Origin of the sequence: Williamsia sp. 1135, from assembly GCF_002095395.1 — a bacterium.
GTDB lineage: Bacteria > Actinomycetota > Actinomycetes > Mycobacteriales > Mycobacteriaceae > Williamsia.
Genome location: NZ_MJEI01000096.1, coordinates 109,940 through 127,935 on the forward strand (window position 1 = coordinate 109,940; position 17,996 = coordinate 127,935).

At 65.3% G+C, this 17,996-nt stretch carries 14 protein-coding genes; 9 read left to right on the plus strand and 5 right to left on the minus strand.

What is annotated here, in order from left to right; translation table 11 throughout:
- Positions 1-12 precede the first annotated feature (12 nt).
- The 3 genes from sepH to BFL43_RS16005 all read right to left on the minus strand — a co-directional run bounded on the left by sepH (position 13) and on the right by BFL43_RS16005 (position 3,547).
- Positions 13-1,038, minus strand: coding sequence for a septation protein SepH (sepH, locus tag BFL43_RS15995; RefSeq protein WP_084893547.1), 1,026 nt, complete (start codon positions 1,036-1,038; stop codon positions 13-15).
- Between the two features lie 146 nt (positions 1,039-1,184).
- On the minus strand, positions 1,185-2,318 hold the full coding sequence (gene serC, locus BFL43_RS16000) for a phosphoserine transaminase (protein WP_084893492.1): 1,134 nt from the start codon (positions 2,316-2,318) through the stop codon (positions 1,185-1,187).
- Positions 2,319-2,419: 101 nt separating this feature from the next.
- The gene (locus BFL43_RS16005; RefSeq protein WP_084893493.1) at positions 2,420-3,547 is read right to left on the minus strand and encodes a citrate synthase 2; all 1,128 of its coding nucleotides are present in this window, start codon (positions 3,545-3,547) and stop codon (positions 2,420-2,422) included.
- A 119-nt stretch (positions 3,548-3,666) separates the two neighbouring features.
- On the opposite strand from BFL43_RS16005, the gene pdxH reads away from it, so the two are divergent.
- Together pdxH and BFL43_RS16015 are read left to right on the plus strand one after the other, a co-directional pair.
- Positions 3,667-4,353, plus strand: a complete 687-nt coding sequence (gene pdxH, locus BFL43_RS16010) for a pyridoxamine 5'-phosphate oxidase (protein ID WP_143695361.1) — start codon at positions 3,667-3,669, stop codon at positions 4,351-4,353.
- Positions 4,354-5,622, plus strand: a complete 1,269-nt coding sequence (locus BFL43_RS16015) for an MFS transporter (RefSeq protein ID WP_084893495.1) — start codon at positions 4,354-4,356, stop codon at positions 5,620-5,622.
- A 16-nt stretch (positions 5,623-5,638) separates the two neighbouring features.
- Here the strand turns inward: BFL43_RS16015 and BFL43_RS16020 are convergent, their stop codons facing one another.
- Positions 5,639-6,979 (minus strand): AarF/ABC1/UbiB kinase family protein, encoded by a 1,341-nt coding sequence (locus tag BFL43_RS16020; protein ID WP_084893496.1) that lies wholly within the window; start codon positions 6,977-6,979, stop codon positions 5,639-5,641.
- 368 nt (positions 6,980-7,347) lie between these two features.
- The gene (locus BFL43_RS16025; protein ID WP_084893497.1) at positions 7,348-8,292 is read right to left on the minus strand and encodes an oxygenase MpaB family protein; all 945 of its coding nucleotides are present in this window, start codon (positions 8,290-8,292) and stop codon (positions 7,348-7,350) included.
- Between the two features lie 247 nt (positions 8,293-8,539).
- On the opposite strand from BFL43_RS16025, the gene BFL43_RS16030 reads away from it, so the two are divergent.
- The 7 genes from BFL43_RS16030 to BFL43_RS16060 all read left to right on the plus strand — a co-directional run bounded on the left by BFL43_RS16030 (position 8,540) and on the right by BFL43_RS16060 (position 17,995).
- Positions 8,540-9,472 carry an aldose 1-epimerase family protein gene (locus BFL43_RS16030; protein WP_084893498.1) on the plus strand — a complete coding sequence of 311 codons (933 nt, stop codon included), beginning with the start codon at positions 8,540-8,542 and terminating at the stop codon, positions 9,470-9,472.
- 30 nt (positions 9,473-9,502) lie between these two features.
- Complete coding sequence (locus BFL43_RS16035; protein ID WP_084893499.1) at positions 9,503-10,417, plus strand: carbohydrate kinase; 915 nt, start codon at positions 9,503-9,505, stop codon at positions 10,415-10,417.
- Positions 10,418-10,527: 110 nt separating this feature from the next.
- A complete protein-coding gene (locus BFL43_RS16040) occupies positions 10,528-11,850 on the plus strand; it encodes a citrate synthase (protein WP_084893500.1) in 1,323 nt (440 codons plus the stop codon).
- 3 nt (positions 11,851-11,853) lie between these two features.
- The gene (locus BFL43_RS16045; protein ID WP_084835735.1) at positions 11,854-12,213 is read left to right on the plus strand and encodes an FKBP-type peptidyl-prolyl cis-trans isomerase; all 360 of its coding nucleotides are present in this window, start codon (positions 11,854-11,856) and stop codon (positions 12,211-12,213) included.
- A gap of 76 nt (positions 12,214-12,289) precedes the next feature.
- Positions 12,290-13,852 (plus strand): alpha-amylase family glycosyl hydrolase, encoded by a 1,563-nt coding sequence (locus BFL43_RS16050; protein ID WP_143695354.1) that lies wholly within the window; start codon positions 12,290-12,292, stop codon positions 13,850-13,852.
- On the plus strand, positions 13,849-16,524 hold the full coding sequence (locus BFL43_RS16055) for a glucosidase (RefSeq protein ID WP_084893502.1): 2,676 nt from the start codon (positions 13,849-13,851) through the stop codon (positions 16,522-16,524). Before BFL43_RS16050 ends, BFL43_RS16055 begins: the two co-directional genes overlap by 4 nt.
- 121 nt (positions 16,525-16,645) lie before the next feature.
- Complete coding sequence (locus tag BFL43_RS16060) at positions 16,646-17,995, plus strand: deoxyribodipyrimidine photo-lyase (protein ID WP_084893503.1); 1,350 nt, start codon at positions 16,646-16,648, stop codon at positions 17,993-17,995.
- Position 17,996 lies beyond the last annotated feature (1 nt).

Here is a 17,996-nt window from a genome sequence, read left to right on the forward strand (position 1 = left end):
ACTTAACCTGTGTCAGGTGTTCCCACTGCTGCGGACCCCGAGAAGTACGTCCTCCCAGGCCGGGACGGACGGTTTCCGGTTGCCGCGACCGCGTTTGCGGGACGGGGGTGACTTCTCGTCGTGGACCGACGCGTCGCCGGTGTCGTCTGCGGGCGCAGACTCCTCTGCGGACTCGACGTCCACCTCCACCTCGACCTCGGGCTCGGGTGGTGCCGGGCGCGGAGCCGGCCTGGGCGCATTCCGGCGGGCCTGGGCATCGGTCACCGTATCGGCGTCGACGGTCACGGCCTCGGTGCCGTCGGATTTCACCGTCAGCCGCGCCGAGCGTGAGACGGGGGAGATCGGTGCCACCTGGGAGGCCTGCGGAGGGGTGTAGTCGAACGCCAGCTCCGGATGGTCGGAGTCGTCGTCCTCGACCGGCAGCGGTGCGACCGGCTGGACACTCCGCAGTGGCCTGCTGATGTCCGGATCGATGAGCTCATCGGCGACCTCGTCGATCGCCTCGACGGTGCCCGAGTTGGAACCCGGCACATATCGCCAGTGGGCCCGGTTCACCGACCGCCCGACGCGCCAGCTGACCTGGACCACCCATCGGTTGTCCTCGGCCTTCCAGGCGTCCCAGTCGGTGTCGTCGGGGTTGTGTCCTCGCGCCCCGAGTGCTGCCGAAACGACCTCGGACAGCGTCGAGAGCGCAGGACCGTCGTAGCGCAGGGGATGGGCGGCGGCGGCGAGCTCGGCGGCGCGGGCGCGTTCGAGCAGCACGGGGTGGGCGAATCGTTCGATCCGATCCATACCGACGCCGGCAGCCGCAGCGACCTGGGCTACGGAGGCGCCCGCCCGGATTCGTGACTGGATCTCGCGGGGACGCAACGTGCTTTCCATCTCGATCTCTATCTGACCCATGCGTGTCAGGTCGCCGCGCGCAGCGGCTCGCAATGTGTCGTCAGCAGGGATACGGAACTTCTCGCCCGACTCGGTGTCCTGACAGATCACCTTTTTGCCGTCCGGCTCCAGGCCGATGACTCGAAGCTCACGCATCTGCTCCTCCTTCACGTCTCGGAGCCAGCCTCTACATTTGCGTCGGTCTGCATTAGCGTCAGCGTAATGCAGTGTAGTGAAATCGCCTGCCGTGACACGCGGAAAAATGCCAGCTCAGCGGGGGTCTTCTGCAGCCCGACCGGCGACTACAGTGCGCCGACCACGTAGTCGATGCTCGCGGTCAGCTTGCTGATGTCCTCGGGTTCGATGGCCGGGAACATGCCGATCCGCAGCTGATTGCGACCGAGCTTGCGGTACGGCTCTGTATCGACCACTCCGTTGGCGCGCAACACTTTCGCGACGGCAGCGGCGTCCACGTCGTCGTTGAAGTCGATGGTTCCGACGACCTGGCTGCGGTAGGTGGGGTCGGTGACGAACGGCGTTGCGTACTCGCTCTTCTCGGCCCAGGTGTAGAGCCGTGAGCTGCTGTCGGCGGTGCGCGACGTGCACCAGTCGAGTCCGCCCTGCCCGTTCATCCACTCGAGCTGGTTGGCGAGCAGCAGCAGCGACGCGACGGCCGGGGTGTTGTACGTCTGGTTCTTGCTGCTGTTGTCGACGGCGGTCGGCAGCGAGAGGAACTCGGGGCACCAGCGATCGGACTTGCCGATGGTGTCGATGCGCTCGAGCGCGGCCGGGCTCATGAGGGCGATCCACAGACCACCGTCGGAGGCGAAGCTCTTCTGGGGCGCGAAGTAGTAGACGTCGGCGTCGGCGACGTTGACCGGCAGGCCACCCGCTCCGGACGTCGCATCGATGGCGATCAGTGCGTCGCCGGCGAGCTCGGGCCTGCTCACGGGTACGGCCACGCCCGTCGAGGTCTCGTTGTGGGCCCAGCCCACGAGGTCGACGCCGTCGAACTGATCGGCGCCGATGGTCGAGATCGACGGCGCGGTGCCGGGCTCGGTGGAGATCACGACCGGATCGTCGAGGAAGGGAGCCTTCTTGGCGACGGTGGCGAACTTGTTCGAGAACTCGCCGTAGGTCAGGTTGAGCGAGCGCTTGGAGATCAGACCGAACGCTGCGGCATCCCAGAACGCGGTGGTGCCGCCGTTGGAGAGGACGACCTCGTAGCCGTCGGGCAGAGAGAACAGATCGGCCAGGCCGCTGCGGATCGCGCCGACGACGTTCTTGACCGGTGCCTGCCGGTGACTGGTTCCGAAGACCGAGGCGCCGGTGTCGACGAGAGACTGCAGCTGCTCGGGGCGGACTTTAGAAGGACCGCAACCGAATCGGCCGTCTGCGGGCAGGAGGTCGGCCGGGATGGTGATCGATAAGCTCATGGGATCAGTCTAGAGACCGCCCCCAGACCCCGATGATGGTGGGTTTTGGTGAGCGCGACGTGGGGATTTGCTCGCCAGAACCCACCAAGATCGGGTTCGGGCTACTTCGGGGCGATGGCGTCCCAGCCCTCGACGTCCTCGGGACGACGGGGAGCCGCGCCGACGTACAGCGCTGCGGGACGGACCAGCTTGCCCAGCCGCTTCTGCTCCATGATGTGGGCGCACCAGCCGGCGGTCCGGCCGCAGGTGAACATCGCGGGCATCATGTGCGGCGGCACCTCGGCGAAGTCGAGGATGACGGCGGCCCAGAACTCGACGTTGGTCTCGATGGCGCGGTCGGGACGCCGCTCGCGCAATTCGGTCAGAGCGGCCTGCTCGAGTGCGGCGGCGACCTCATACCGCGGTGCGTTCAACTCCTGTGCGGTGCGGCGCAGCACCCGGGCGCGGGGGTCCTCGGCGCGGTAGACGCGGTGTCCGAACCCCATGAGCTTCTCTTTGCGGTCGAGGATGCCCTTGACCAGGGCCCGGGCGTCGCCGGACTTCTCCACTTCTTCGATCATCGGGAGCACTCGGGCGGGGGCGCCGCCGTGCAGCGGCCCCGACATCGCGCCGATGGCCCCGGACAGGGACGCCGCGACGTCGGCGCCGGTGGAGGCGATGACGCGGGCGGTGAAGGTGGAGGCGTTCATGCCGTGTTCGGCGGCGCTGACCCAGTAGGCGTCGATGGCCCGGATGTGCGCGGGGTCGGGCTCGCCCTTCCAGCGGGTCATGAATCGTGCTGTGACGGTGTCACATTCGTCGATCGTCGCCTGCGGCACTGCGGGACGGTGGATGCCACGCGCCGACTGGGCGACGTAGGACAGGGCCATCACCGAGGCGCGCGCCAGGTTGTTGCGGGCGGTGGTGTCGTCGATGTCGAGGAGCGGCTGGTAGCCCCAGATCGGCGCGAGCATCGCCAGGCCGGCCTGCACGTCGACGCGGACATCACCGGTGTGGATGGGGAGTGGGAACGGTTCGGCGGGAGGCAGTCCGTCACCGAACTTGCCGTCGACCAGCAACGCCCACACATCGGAGAAGGTGACCTGGTTCTCGACGAGGTCTTCGATGTCGACGCCCCGGTATCGGAGGTTGCCGCCGTTCTTGTCCGGTTCGGCGATCTGGGTCGTGAAGGCGGTGACACCCTCGAGGCCCTCGACGAAACCTTCGGGTATTTCCACGTTGACTGCCATCGAACCGGACTCCTCTTGCCATGTGCGCCATTGCCGTACTTGTTAGGACTGTAGTGGGCCGAAGAGTTTCCGGTTACCCGGGAGTAGCGTTATTTGCCGTGGGTAGCGAACCAATCGATATGGCGAACATGCGGGTGTCGTACGCGGCGAGTGGCGGGGACGACGCGGCGGGCAAGGACGGGGTGAAAGGGAACCTCGATCCGAGCTGGCTCGCAGGCGATCCGCCCTGGACAGCGCTGTTCTCGCAGTGGCTCACCGAGGCGATCGACGCGCAGGTCGCCGAGCCCAACGCGATGGTGCTCGGCACCGTCGACGCCGACGGTCATCCGTCGACCCGGACGGTCCTGTGTAAAGGCGCCGACGCGGCGGGCGTCGTCTTCTTCACCGGCTACGACTCCGACAAGGGTGCCCATCTCGCGGCGGTCCCGTATGCGTCGGTGACGTTCCCGTGGATCGCGATGGAGCGGCAGGTGCATTTCCGGGGTGCCGTCGAGGTGATCCCTGCCGAGCAGACCGAGAACTACTGGGTCAAACGTCCGCGTGGATCGCAGCTCAGTGCCTATTCGTCCGAGCAGTCGGCGCCGATCGAATCCCGGAACGCACTGGAGGAGAAGGCTGCCCGAACCGCCGCCGAGTTCGGTGGCGTAGATGGCGAGCAGCCGGTACCGGTGCCGCCGCGCTGGGGCGGATATCGGCTCGTGCCGACCGAGGTCGAGTTCTGGCAGGGCAGGGCAAACCGTTTGCACAATCGGGTCCGCGCCACCCTGGTCGACGGCCGGTGGTCCGCAGTGCGACTGCAGCCGTAGGTGGCCCGCCGCTTCCTCGCCGACACCACTCCGCTCGCGCAGCCGGATTTCCGGCGGCTGTGGTGGGCGAACATCGTCACCGTCATCGGCGCGCAACTCACCGTCGTCGCGGTCCCGGCGCAGATCTATCAACTCACCGGAAGCTCCGCGTACGTCGGATTGACGGGTCTGTTCGGCCTGGTACCGCTGGTGGTGTTCGGACTCTGGGGCGGCGCCCTGGCCGACGCGATGGATCGCCGCATCCTGCTCATCATCACGACCATCGGCCTGATCGGTACCAGCGCACTGTTTTTCGTGCAGTCGTTCCTCGGGTTCGGCAACGCCTGGCTGATCCTGTGTCTGTTCGCGGTCCAGCAGGCATTCTTCGCCGTCAATCAGCCGACCCGCACAGCGATCCTCCCGAAGTTGTTGCCGGTGGCGCAGTTACCCGCCGCGAACTCACTGAACATGACGGTGATGCAGGCCGGCGCCATCGCCGGGCCGCTGGTGGGCGGTGCGATGATCCCCATCCTCGGCTATTCGCTCCTCTACTTCGTCGACGCACTGTTCTTGTTCGCGACGATGTGGGCCGTCATACGGCTGCCGTCGCTGCGGCCGGGTGATGGACTCACCAAGGCGCAGACTCCCGGACTCAAATCCGTGATCGACGGATTCCGGTATCTCGCCGGGCACAAGGTCCTGATGGCGTCCTTCCTGGTGGACCTCATCGCGATGATCTTCGGCATGCCGCGGGCATTGTTCCCGCAGATGGCTCATGAGAGTTTCGGCGGTCCCGACGGCGGTGGTGTCGCGTTCGCGCTGCTGTTCTCCGCGATCGCCATCGGGTCGGTGATCGGCGGTGTCTTCTCGGGGTGGGTCTCCCGCGTCGAACGGCAGGGTCGCGCCGTCATCATCTGCATCCTGATCTGGGGCGTGGCCATCATCGGGGTCGGCGTCAGTGTCGGATTCGCCGGTGGCACGGCACTTCCCATGCTGCCGGTCGCGGTCACCCTGTTGATGATCGGCGGAGCCGCGGACATGGCCTCGGCGGCTTTCCGCCAGTCGATGCTGCAGGCCGCGGCGAGCGACGAGGTCCGCGGCCGCTTGCAAGGCGTCTTCATCGTGGTGGTGGCCGGCGGTCCCCGGATCGCCGACGTCGCTCATGGCGCCGCGGCAGCCTCGGTCGGCACCGCAGTGGCGACCGCGGGCGGCGGCGTTCTCGTCGTCATCGGCACCGTGATCGCAGCCCTCGCGATCCCGGCGTTCGTCCGCTACCGCATCACCCGCTGACCCACCAATTCCGGGGCTACCGGGCGGCGGCGGTGCGGGCCCGGCTCGAGTCTTTGAGCAGGCCGGCGGTGTAGCCGACGACCATCGGATCCGACATCGCCTTCCAGCGTGGCGCCAGTAGCTTCATGTACCGCTCGACGTACAGCAACTGCTTGCCGACGAGGACGAGCTCGCGGGGGAGCCGGGCGTCATAGGTCTTGGCCATCGAGGCCAGCTGCCGGCCGAGGTTCGCGTATGACATGTCGCCGAGCTCGGTGCCGCCGATCGGCGCTGCGACCCTACGTAGGTCCTTGGCGGTCTCCCGAACAGTTCCGGGCTTGCCGAACGTGCCCATGGAGGCCAGTGCCTGACCGGCGGCCTCGTAGTCGCTGCGCATCATGTTGCCGAGTAGCGAACGCACGATCATGCGGGTCTCATCGTCGAAGCGGCCGACGATGCCCCAGTCCAGGAACACGATTCGGCCCTGCGCGTCGACCAACACGTTCCCGGCATGGAGGTCGCCGTGGAAGATGCCGTCGGTGAACGCGGACTCGAGCAACGACATCAGCAGGGTCTTGACGATCGCGGCGGGATCGTGGCCCGCTCGGCGGATGGCCTTGACGTCGTCGATGCGAATGGCATCGACGTACTCGAGGGTGAGGACCTTCTCGGTTGTGTAGTCCCAATACACCTGCGGGACACGAACCTTGTCGGCGAAACGCGAGCCGGAGATGGCGCTCGTCCACTCCTCCATGGCCGCGGCCTCGGTGCGGAAGTCGAGCTCGGAATTGAGGTTCGCCGTGAAGTCCTCGATGACGGCCTTGGCGCTGAGCATGCGACCGTACGACGAGAACTCCGCGATGGCGGCCGCCCGCTGCAGTATTTGCAGGTCGGCAGCAAGCCTGGACTTGATGCCGGGGCGCTGGATCTTGACGACGACGGACTCGCCGGTCAGCAGAGTTGCGGTGTGGACCTGGGAGATCGACGCCGACGCGATGGGCTGGGGATCGAACTCGGCGAAGATCTCGTCGGGGTCGCTGCCGAGCTGGGCCGTCAGCAATGCCCGGACCTCGGTGGGGTCGGCGGCCGGCACCCGGTCGAGGAGCGAGCGGAACTCGTCGGAGAGGACCTTGGGGAACACTCCGGGACTCGACGCGATGAGCTGCCCCAGTTTGACGTAGGTCGGGCCGAGCGCTGCGAAGGTGTTGCGCGTCTCTCCGGCGCCCTTGGAGGCCAGGTCACCTGCTCCGGGTACGCGAGCGGCGAAGCGGGCTCCACCGCACACGGCTTGCCACGCGGTGGCCCCGATACGGGCCGCCTCGGTGGTGAGCGACACCTTTTGCAGGGTCAGGGGTGCTTTCTCGGTCGTGATCGTCATAGGTCCTCCGCATGCGACTTCTTGCCTGGCGCGGCCCGGGTGGGGCCACAGTTACTCGATTGCCGGAATGCTCCGCGTGAGTTTAGGGCATCAGGCCGATATCGCCAGGTCGATCAATATCCGCAGGCCGCAGTTGTTACCGCGCTGCGCTGTTTTCGTACTGATAAGGAGTCGAAAACGCAGGCCACGGTGTTAACGCGCCACGCCGACGATTGCCTGTGTCGTCGCTAACACTTTCTGCGCCGCCCACCCCGAGATCTGCCGGCTTTCCGCAACGCTGCCGGTGTTGCAGAGCCGGTACCCGTACACGAAGCCGGCACCAAGACTGCGACGCCGGTGGTTCACGCGACGAGTAGGGGATGCCCTGATCAGTGCGGGACGGGACATACCCCGGTCTCGTTGGCCTCCCAGGGCAGATTCGCCCGCCGAGCCGTGGTGACCGGGCAGTAGTGCATCGATCCGCCGCGTACCGCTTCGGGCGGCAGGTTGCGGGTCGGCGTCTCGAGCAGTGGTGCGTCGACGGGCACCGTGCCCGCCAGGCGATCGCACACGTCGCGGCAGCGCGGATGTTTCCGGTAGCGCTCGGGCAACGCGTTCATGAAGATGTTGACGGCCTTGCCGAACCGCCGGAATCGGCGTTCGTCGGTGTCCGACCACGTGAAGCCCATCATCTCTCGGACAGCCGGGTGATACAGCCCGACGGTCAGCCAGGTGAAGAACTTCTCGGTCGGCTTGACCATCACCTTCCACGCGGGCCTGGGCAGGCGCGCCATCCACGGCGGTGGCGGTAGCTCGGAGATGTCGAGCACTGTCCGCACGGCAGGATGGTCTTCGAGGACGTTGCGGCACATGTGATCCCAGTACTCGAGGAACTCCTCGTAGGTGTCGGGGCACGGCCGGGTGCTCACGCCGTACATGGCGTACCAGGTCCGCGATTCCTCGAATAGTTCTCGCTTCTCGGCCTCGGTGATCGGCGGTCCGAACACCTCCGCGCACCGGATGTTGCCGTACCAGAACGTGGCGTGAGCCCAGTAGAAGACGTCGGGGCCGAGGGCGTGATAGCGGCTGCCGTCGGGCATCGCGCCCTTGATCTCACGGTGATAGTCGCGGACCTCGCGGCCGGTGTCGGTGGTGCCGTCGAAGACGACCCCGATGATCGGGTACAGCGACCGGTTGAGGCGCTGCCAGCGTTCGCCGAAGAAGTCCGAGTGCTCCCAGACCGCGGCGCCCAGTTTCGGGTGCATGTTCTGCATCGATCCTGACCAGAGGCCGATCAGCATGCCGTGCCAGCCCCCGAAGAACTTCCAGGTCACCGAGTCGGGCCCGAGGGGGGGCTGGTTCTGCCGGACTCGACTTCGAGATCTGTTCGGATTCGTGGACGTCGGTCATCGGGCGCACCTTCCATCGACAAGCTGTCTGAGACGAAACTCTAGATCCGTCTCAGTGCGCATGTCAACCAGGTCGGGACCAAAATATCGACTGGCCAGACGCTTCGGTGAGGGTGAGTCATCGGCGCGTCACACGAGGTGGCATCGAGGCCACGGCCGCTAAGCTGCACTCGTGGCCGGTCACAGCATCGAAGCGAATGGATATAGCGCACAGATCGCGAGTACGGGTGCCGGCCTGAGGGCGGTCCGGTGGGGCGATCGGCTGCTCACCGAGACCTGGGAGATCGAGCCGGGGGTCAAGCCCCCGCTGTCCTGCGGACTGGTGCTGGCGCCGTGGCCCAATCGCACCGGAGATGGTCGGTACACCTATGACGGCCAGAATTATGAATTGCCGATCACCGAAGCCGCCCGGAACAATGCCAACCACGGTTTCGTCCGCATGGTCGACTGGAACGTCCTCGATACGACCGGTTCCTCGGTCACGCTGGGGATCGCGGTCGGGCAACATCCGGGCTGGCCATTCGATCTGCAGCTGACCGTCACGTACTCGCTGGACGCAGGCGGCCTGACGGTCACGCACACCACCACCAACTCCGGGAAACAAAAAGCGCCATACGCCTTGGGGCAGCACACATTCGTGCGACTCGGCGATGTCCCCGCGGACGATTGCAAGCTGCAACTGGCGGCACGCAAGTATCAGCCCCTCGACCCCGAGCGTCAGCTTCCTGACGGTCCGCCGGTCGACGCGGCGGGCACCGACTTCGATTTCTCCACGCCACAACCGGTCTCGGGACATTGGCTCGACACCCCGTTCACCGACATGGCCGACGTGGCGGGCTTCATCACGCACCGACTGATCGGTCCGGACGGGGACGCGACCGAACTGTGGACCGATCTCAATTTCCCATGGGTGCAAGCTTTTACCGCCGATCCCGCACACGACCAGCCGTATCCGGGACGTGGCCGTGCCGTGGCGATCGAGCCGATGACGGCGCCGCCGAACGCCCTCGCGAGCGGCACCGATCTGATCGAACTGGAACCGGGTCAGATCTGGACCGGACGCTGGGGTCTGCGATACCGCGGCGCCGGGGACAATCGGGAATGACCGGGAGCAACTGACTGGAATGGGTACGCGGTGAAGGAAATCGTTGTCTGCGGGGAAGGCCTCGTCGACCTGGTGCCCGCGGGCGCCGGCCCGCTCAGCCCGTTGGTCCCCGCCCTCGGCGGTGGGCCGTTCAACGTGGCCATCACCCTGGGTCGTCTCGGCTCCGCGGTGTCCCTGATCTCGCGGTTGTCGGACGATCCGTACGGTGACGCGCTCGCCCATGCGCTGCGGGCGGCAGGGGTGAATCTGTCTCTGCTGCAGCGCGGTTCCGAGTCCACGACCCTCGCCCTGACGAGCATCGCCGAGGACGGGTCCGCCCAGTACAGCTTCTACCTCGAGAACACCGCCGACCGCCTCGTCATCGACCCGGGTGAGTTGCCCCGCACGGTCGGTGCGCTGGCTTTCGGCACCTTGTCGATGGTGCTCGAGCCCGGCGCGAGCGTCTACGAGGCACTGCTGCACCGCAGTCACGCCGAGGGCCGGTTGACCCTGCTCGACCCCAACATCCGCGCGGGTGTCATCGACGACCCCGACGCGTATCGGGCCCGGTTCGATTCCTGGTTGCCCTCCCTGGACATCCTCAAGGTCTCCGACGATGACGCGGAGTGGCTCGCCCCGCGCGGCGACGGACCGGAGCAGTGGATCGAGGCGGGGGTCGGCGCCGTGCTGATGACTCGTGGAGCCGATGGTCTCAGCGTCCTCACCGAGAGGTTCTCGGTCGAGGTTCCGGCGCCCGCGGCCACCGTCGTCGACACCATCGGCGCCGGGGACACGATTTGCGGTGCGCTGCTGCACTGGCTCGATACGCACCGGCTGCTGGAGCCGAGATCGGTCCGGCAGATGTCGCAAAATGACTGGTCGGAGGCGTTGGGTTTCGCTGCCACCGCAGCCGCGGTGACCGTCTCGCGGCCCGGGGCAGACCCTCCATGGGCGGGCGAGCTTTAAACCGACTAGGTTGTTAGGCGGATCGCGCGACCAGTTCGGGCGACCCCGGAGGTCAAACACCTGCATCGGTTCACGAGACCGGTGCAGCCCGTCGAAAAGGGGAGGACCAAGTGTCCGCCGAAACAGTGTCTGCCAATGGAAACGCAGCGGAGGCCAACGCCTCGTTCGTGTATCCCGGTGGAGAGATCAAGCTTCCCATCGTCAAGGCGACCGAGGGCAGCGACGGCGTCGGTTTGGGCAAGTTCCTTGCCGAGACCGGACTGACCACATTCGATGGTGGATTCGTCAACACCGCGTCGACCAAGTCCGCGATCACCTACATCGACGGTGATGCCGGCATCCTGCGTTACCGGGGTTACCCGATCGAGCAACTCGCCAAGGGTTCGAGCTTCCTCGAGGTGAGCTACCTGCTCATCAACGGTGAACTGCCGACCCCGTCCGAGCTCGCCGACTTCACGGACAAGATCCAGCGCCACACGCTGTTGCACGAGGACCTCAAACGGTTCTTCGACGGATTCCCGCGCAACGCACACCCCATGCCGGTGCTCTCCAGCGCGGTCAATGCGCTGAGCGCCTACTACCAGGACTCGCTGGATCCGAAAGACCCCGAGCAGGTCGAGCTTTCGACGATCCGCTTGCTGGCGAAGCTGCCCACGATCGCTGCGTACGCGTACAAGAAGTCGGTCGGGCAGCCGTTCCTGTACCCGGACAACTCGCTCAACCTCGTCGAGAACTTCCTCCGGATGACCTTCGGCTTCCCGGCCGAGCCCTATGTCGTCAATCCGGATGTGGTCAAGGCCCTCGACATGCTGTTCATCCTGCATGCCGATCACGAGCAGAACTGCTCGACTTCGACCGTGCGCCTCGTGGGCTCGTCGCAGGCCAACCTGTTCACGTCGATCTCCGGCGGGATCAACGCACTCTGGGGCCCGCTGCACGGCGGCGCCAACCAGGCCGTGCTCGAGATGCTCGACGAGATCAAGGCCTCCGGTGGCGACACCAAGGAGTTCATGAACAAGGTCAAGAACAAGGAAGACGGCGTGAAGCTCATGGGCTTCGGGCACCGGGTGTACAAGAACTACGACCCGCGTGCCGCGATCGTCAAAGAGACTGCCGACCAGATCCTCGAACTCCTCGGAGTCAACGATGACCTGCTCGACATCGCCAAGGGGCTCGAGGAAGTGGCCCTGTCCGACGACTACTTCATCTCTCGCAAGCTGTACCCGAATGTGGACTTCTACACGGGCTTGATCTACCGTGCGATGGGCTTCCCGACCCGGATGTTCACTGTGCTGTTTGCTCTGGGCCGGTTGCCCGGTTGGATCGCGCATTGGCGTGAGATGAACACCGACCCGACCGGAAAGATCGGCCGTCCGCGGCAGATCTACACCGGCTACACCGAACGCGACTACCTGAATATGGATCAACGCTGAACCATGACTAAACCTGAGATCGAGTTCCCGCAAGGCCCTGCCCCAACCGAGCTGGTTGCCACCGACATCACCGTCGGTGAGGGCGCCGAAGCCGTCGCAGGCGGCATCGTCGACGTGCATTACGTCGGCGTCGAGTTCGAGACCGGTGAGGAGTTCGACTCTTCCTGGAACCGGGGCCAGTCGGCCAACTTCCCGCTCGACCGGCTCATTCCCGGCTGGCAAGAAGGCATTCCGGGTATGAAGGTCGGCGGACGCCGCCAGCTCATCGTGCCGCCATTGCTGGCATACGGCCCCGAAGGTGCCGGACACCGGTTGTCCGGCAAGACCCTGGTCTTCGTGATCGACCTCCTGGGCGTCGGCTAGACCCGAGTCAACAGTTCTTCCTCATGCCCTGCGCGGTTCACGCGCAGGGCATTTGGCGTCGGGATAGATTTGCAGGGTGATCGCGAACCCCTTCGTCTACGAGATCAACACCTGGCCGTGGCTGCATGACGTCGGCGAGCGATGTGGCCGCGCCGTCGGGCTCGGTGCGGTGCCCGGCGAGGAGTGGGATGCCATCGCGGCGACCGGCTGCGACGCCGTCTGGCTGATGGGTGTGTGGCGTCGGAGCCCGGCCGGTGTTGCGATCGCCCTGTCCGACAACGCGCTCGTCGACACCTTCGGCGAAGCCCTGCCGGACTACACGTCCGAGGACGTGGTCGGCTCCCCGTACGCGGTCCGCGAATACGTGGTCGACGACCATCTGGGAGGTCCGGCCGGACTCGCCCGCGCCCGAGAGGAGTTGGCGCAGCGCGGGTTGTCGCTGATCCTCGATTTCGTGCCGAATCATGTGGCCGCCGACCACCCCTGGGTGGCCGCCCATCCCGAGGTCTTCATCCACGGCACGGCCGATGAACTGCAGCAGGATCCGTTGTCCTATCTCGAGGTCGACGGGCAGGTCCTCGCGAACGGGAAAGACCCCTACTTCGCGGCGTGGACGGACGTGGTCCAGCTCAATGCGTTCTCACCGCTGCTCCGGACGGCGGCCATCGAGACGCTGCTCCAGATCGCATCGCAGTGCGACGGTGTCCGCTGCGATATGGCGATGCTGATGATGAACGACGTCTTCGCCAGAACCTGGGGCGACCGTGCCGGACCCAGACCACGAAACGAGTACTGGCCAGTGGTCATTCGGGCCGTTCGACGTGAGCACCCGGAGTTCGTGTTCGTCGCGGAGGCCTACTGGGATCTCGAGGCCGGGCTGCAGGATCAGGGATTCGACTACTGCTACGACAAGGGTCTGTACGACAAGTTGGTGGCGCACGACGGCGCTGACCCGGTGCGTGGTCTGCTGGCCGACGACCGTCGGTATCAGCGCGGACTGATCCGGTTCCTCGAAAATCACGACGAGCCGCGTGCTGCAGCGGTGTTCGACGATGACCAGCAACGTGTCGCAGCGGTGGCAGCATTCACGACGCTGGGAGCCCGGTTGATTCACGACGGGCAGCTGCAGGGCCGGACCACGCGACTGCCCGTGCAATTGGGACGGTATCCCCACCAAGCGGATGACGGAGAGCTCGCCGATTTCTATCGACGATTGCTCGCGGTGGTGCACGACAACACCTTCCGGACGGGACGATGGGAACTCTGCGATACCCGCGGCTGGCCCGACAACCCGACGTCGCAGGACCTGATCGCGTGGACGTGGACGGGCTCGACAGGAGACGAAGCGAAGCGGAGCTCGACCTATTCGGGAGACGAAGCGAAGCGGAGCTCGACCTATTCGTCACGGTGGCTCGTTGTGGTCAACCTGAGTGCGGAGACAGCCAGTGCAGCGGTGAGTATCGACTGGGACGATCTGCGCGGCAGGGAGTTCGAGCTGGTCGACGACACCAGGGACCTGCGGTTCATCCGAAAGGGCGACGACTTGCGGAGGGGAATGTTCGTCGAACTCGGCCCATGGCTGTGGCATCTGCTGCGCATCGACCCGATCGATTCGGCATCATCTGAGGAGCACGCGTGAACGAGCACCGTAAACCACCGACCGGCACCGTCGAACACGGGAGACTGGCGGAGGCCACCGGCCGTCTCGAGGACGGATTGCACGACGCGAACCCCTGGTATGAGTGGGGTCCGTACTTGTCCGAACGGGCCTGGGGGACGGTCCGTGAAGACTATTCGGACTCCGGCGACGCGTGGTCGTACTTCCCCCATGACCACGCGCGGTCCCGGGCCTATCGCTGGAACGAAGACGGCATGGCCGGGATCTCCGACATCAGCCATGACTTCTGTCTGGCGTTGTCGTTGTGGAACGGGGTCGATCCGATCCTCAAGGAAAGGATGTTCGGTCTCACCGGACCGCAGGGCAACCACGGCGAAGACGTCAAGGAGTACTGGTGGTATCTCCAAGGTCTGCCGAGTCATGCTCTGCTGCAATGGCGTTACCACTACCCCCAGGCGGAGTTCCCGTACGCGGACCTGATCGCGGAGAACGCCAGACGCGGCCGGGAGGACTTCGAGTACGAGTTGCTCGACACCGGAATCTTCGACGACAAGCGGTTCTGGATCGTCGACGTCACCTACGCGAAGGCGAGCGCGACCGATCTTCTGATGCAGGTCGATGTCACCAACAACGGACCCGACGACGCGACCATCGATGTGCTGCCGACCGGATGGTTCCGCAATTCCTGGCGGGCGGGCGGCAATTCGGAGATTCCGGGATTGTCGTTCACCGGCGACGCGGTGGTCCTCGATCACCATCGCCTCGGTGGATACCGGCTGCAAGCCGCCGCTGCGAGCGATGGCACACAACCGGAAGTCCTGTTCTGCGACAACGAGACCAACATCCCGAAGATCTTCGGTGGGGACCCGATCACGGCCTACCCCAAGGACGGCATCAACGACCACGTGGTGTCCGGTGCCGCCACCGTCAACCCGGACCGCACCGGCACCAAGGCGGCGTGGCACTACCGGCTGACGGTCCCGTCGGGGCAGACGGTGCAGCTCCGGCTCCGGCTTTCCGACGCCGATTCCGCCGACCGCGACACCGATTGGGCAGGAACCGCATTCGAGGAGACGCAGGCCGAACGGCAGGCGGACGCCGATGAGTTCTACGCCGCGCTCGCTCCCGACGACATCGACACCGAACGGATGCGGATCGTCACCCAGGCCAGTGCCGGGCTGATCTGGAGCAAACAGATGTACTCCTACGACGTGAGCCGCTGGCTCGACGGCGACCCGGGAGAACCGGCACCGCCGGCCGGTCACAAGACCGTGCGCAACGAGGGCTGGCGGCACCTGGACGCCCGGGACATCCTCGCCATGCCCGACCCCTGGGAGTACCCGTGGTTCGCCGCGTGGGATCTGGCTTTTCACACCATCCCGTGGGCTCATCTGGATCCGGCATTCGCCAAATATCAGCTCGTCGTGCTGCTGCGGGAATGGTTCCAACATCCCAACGGTGCACTACCGGCCTACGAATGGAACTTCGACGACGTCAACCCGCCGGTCCATGCGCTGGCGGCGCTGCGGGTCTTCATCATCGACGGCGGCACCGACGTACAGTTCCTCGAGCGGGTCTTCCAGAAATTACTGCTCAACTTCACCTGGTGGCTCAACAGGGAAGATCCCCAGGGCAACAACATCTTCGGAGGCGGATTCCTCGGCCTCGACAACATCAGCCCGGTCGACCGGTCACACCTGTCACCCGGCGCTACGCTGGAACAGTCCGATGGCACGGGCTGGATGGCGTTCTATTCGGCCGCCATGCTGAGCATCGCCCAACATCTCGCCGACACCGATTCGGTGTACGACGACATGGTCATCAAGTTCCTCGAGCAGTTCGCGCTGATCGGGGAGGCCCTCGAGAAGTCGGGGCTGTATGACCGAGAAGATGGCTTCTTCTACGACCGGTTCACCGACTCCGCGGGCAATACCTCGGCCATCAAGGTGCAATCCCTGGTCGGGGTCATCCCGGCGTTGGCCGCGGCCACGGTGTCACTCGACGACGCGACCCGGGCGCAGCAACTGCGCAAGCGATTTCAACGGCGGTTCACCAACGTCGCGAAACGCGAGAAGCGATCCTGGCGATTCCGGACCGACGCGGCCGGCCACACCCGGATACTTCTGTCAGTGCTGAACTCCGACCAGCTACAGCGGCTGTTGCACACCGTGTTCGACGAGAAAGCGATGCTCTCGCCGTACGGCCTGCGGTCGGTGTCGAAGAAGTACGAGGTGCCGTACGTCCTGCCCAACGAGGCGGGTGCCGTGATCGACTACGAGCCGGCCGAATCACGAACCGCGATGTTCGGTGGCAACTCGAACTGGCGCGGCCCGATCTGGTTCCCGATCAACTACCTCGCCATCCGAGCGATGGTGCAATACGGGCGGTTCTTCGGAGAAGAGACCAGGATTCACTATCCGATCGGATCGGACGATGAACTCAGCTTCTTCGAGATCGCGCACGACATGGCCGAACGCCTCATCTCCATCTGGCTACCCGATGCGAACGGCAGACGCCCCGTCTACGGCGGGACCGGAATCCTCCAGACAGACCCGGCCTGGAAAGACAACCTGTTGTTCAACGAGTACTTCCACGGCGACAACGGAGCCGGACTGGGGGCCGGCCACCAGACCGGGTGGACGGCGTTGGTGATCGATTTGTTGCTGCGTCCGCCGAACAGGTCGCACCATTGAGCTTTCTGCTTGTTTTGCTCGGGTGAGGTCTGCGTGCCGTCGTTTCCGCCGAGCGTGCCGTTTCGAGGCAGGCGGACACGGGTAGGACTCTTCCTGTGAGCGTTTTCGGCAGGATGGTGTGATGAGCGAACAACCGATCGTCCTGTGGTTACGGCGCGACCTGCGCCTCAGTGATCTGCCCCCGTTGCTGACAGCGCAGGGACGGCAGGTGCTGGCGTGCTTCGTCCTCGACCCCACGCTCGAGGCGTCGTCAGGTGACCGCCGATTGTCATTTCTCTACGACTCGCTGCGCGACATCGAGGACCAACTCGACGGATCGTTGCTCGTCGTGCGCGGCGAAGCAGAGAAGGTCATCCCGAAAATCGTGAAGGCCGTCGACGCCGAGGCCGTGCACATCAGCGCGGATTACTCGCCGTACGGCATGCGCCGCGATGACAAGGTGAAGGAGGCTCTGGGCGACATTCCTCTCAGAGCCGAGGGTTCGCCCTACGCGGTCGCGCCCGGCCGCGTCCTCAAGGACGACGGCGAGCGATACCGGGTGTTCACCCCGTACTTCCGCAAGTGGCGTGAGCACGGTTGGCGCGACCCAGCGGACACCGGCGTCGACAGCGCGACGTGGATCGAACCTGGTGACGTATCGGGGATCCGCTCCATCAAGATCCCAAAGTCCAAGGGTGAGTTGGACATCCCTGCCGGCGAAAGGGCCGCGTACGCGCGATTCGCCGAGTTCATGGCAGACGACATCAGCGGGTACGACGACGACAGGAATCGCCCCGACCACGCGTCGACCAGCCGGATGTCGGCATACCTCAAGTTCGGCAACATTCACCCGCGCGCCCTTCTCGCCGAACTCGAGAACGGCGAAGGCAAAGGTCGTGCGGCGTACATCCGCGAGCTGGCGTTCCGGGACTTCTACGCAGACGTCCTGCATCAGCGTCCCGACAGCAGTTGGTGGAACCTGAACAAGAAATTCGATGCCATCGAACATGATTCGGGCAAGGACGCTGATGCTGACTTCGATGCCTGGCGCGAAGGCAAAACCGGCTTCCCGATCGTCGACGCCGGGATGAGACAGCTGTCGGGTAGTGGTTTCATGCACAACCGGCTGCGAATGATCGTCGGCTCATTCTTGGTCAAAGACCTGCACCTGCCGTGGCAACGCGGAGCCGCCTGGTTCCTTGATCAACTCACCGACGGCGACATGGCGAGCAACCAGCATGGCTGGCAGTGGGTGGCCGGCTGCGGCACCGACGCTGCGCCCTACTTTCGCGTCTTCAACCCGACCACCCAAGGCAAGAAGTTCGATCCCTCGGGTGACTACGTGCGTCGCTGGGTGCCGGAACTGCGCGAGATCAAGGGCTCCGCGGTGCACGAGCCGGGCGATGCACGACCCGACGACTACCCCGAGCCGATCGTCGATCACAAGACTGAACGTCAGGTTGCCCTGGACCGATACAAGAGCCTGTCTTAGG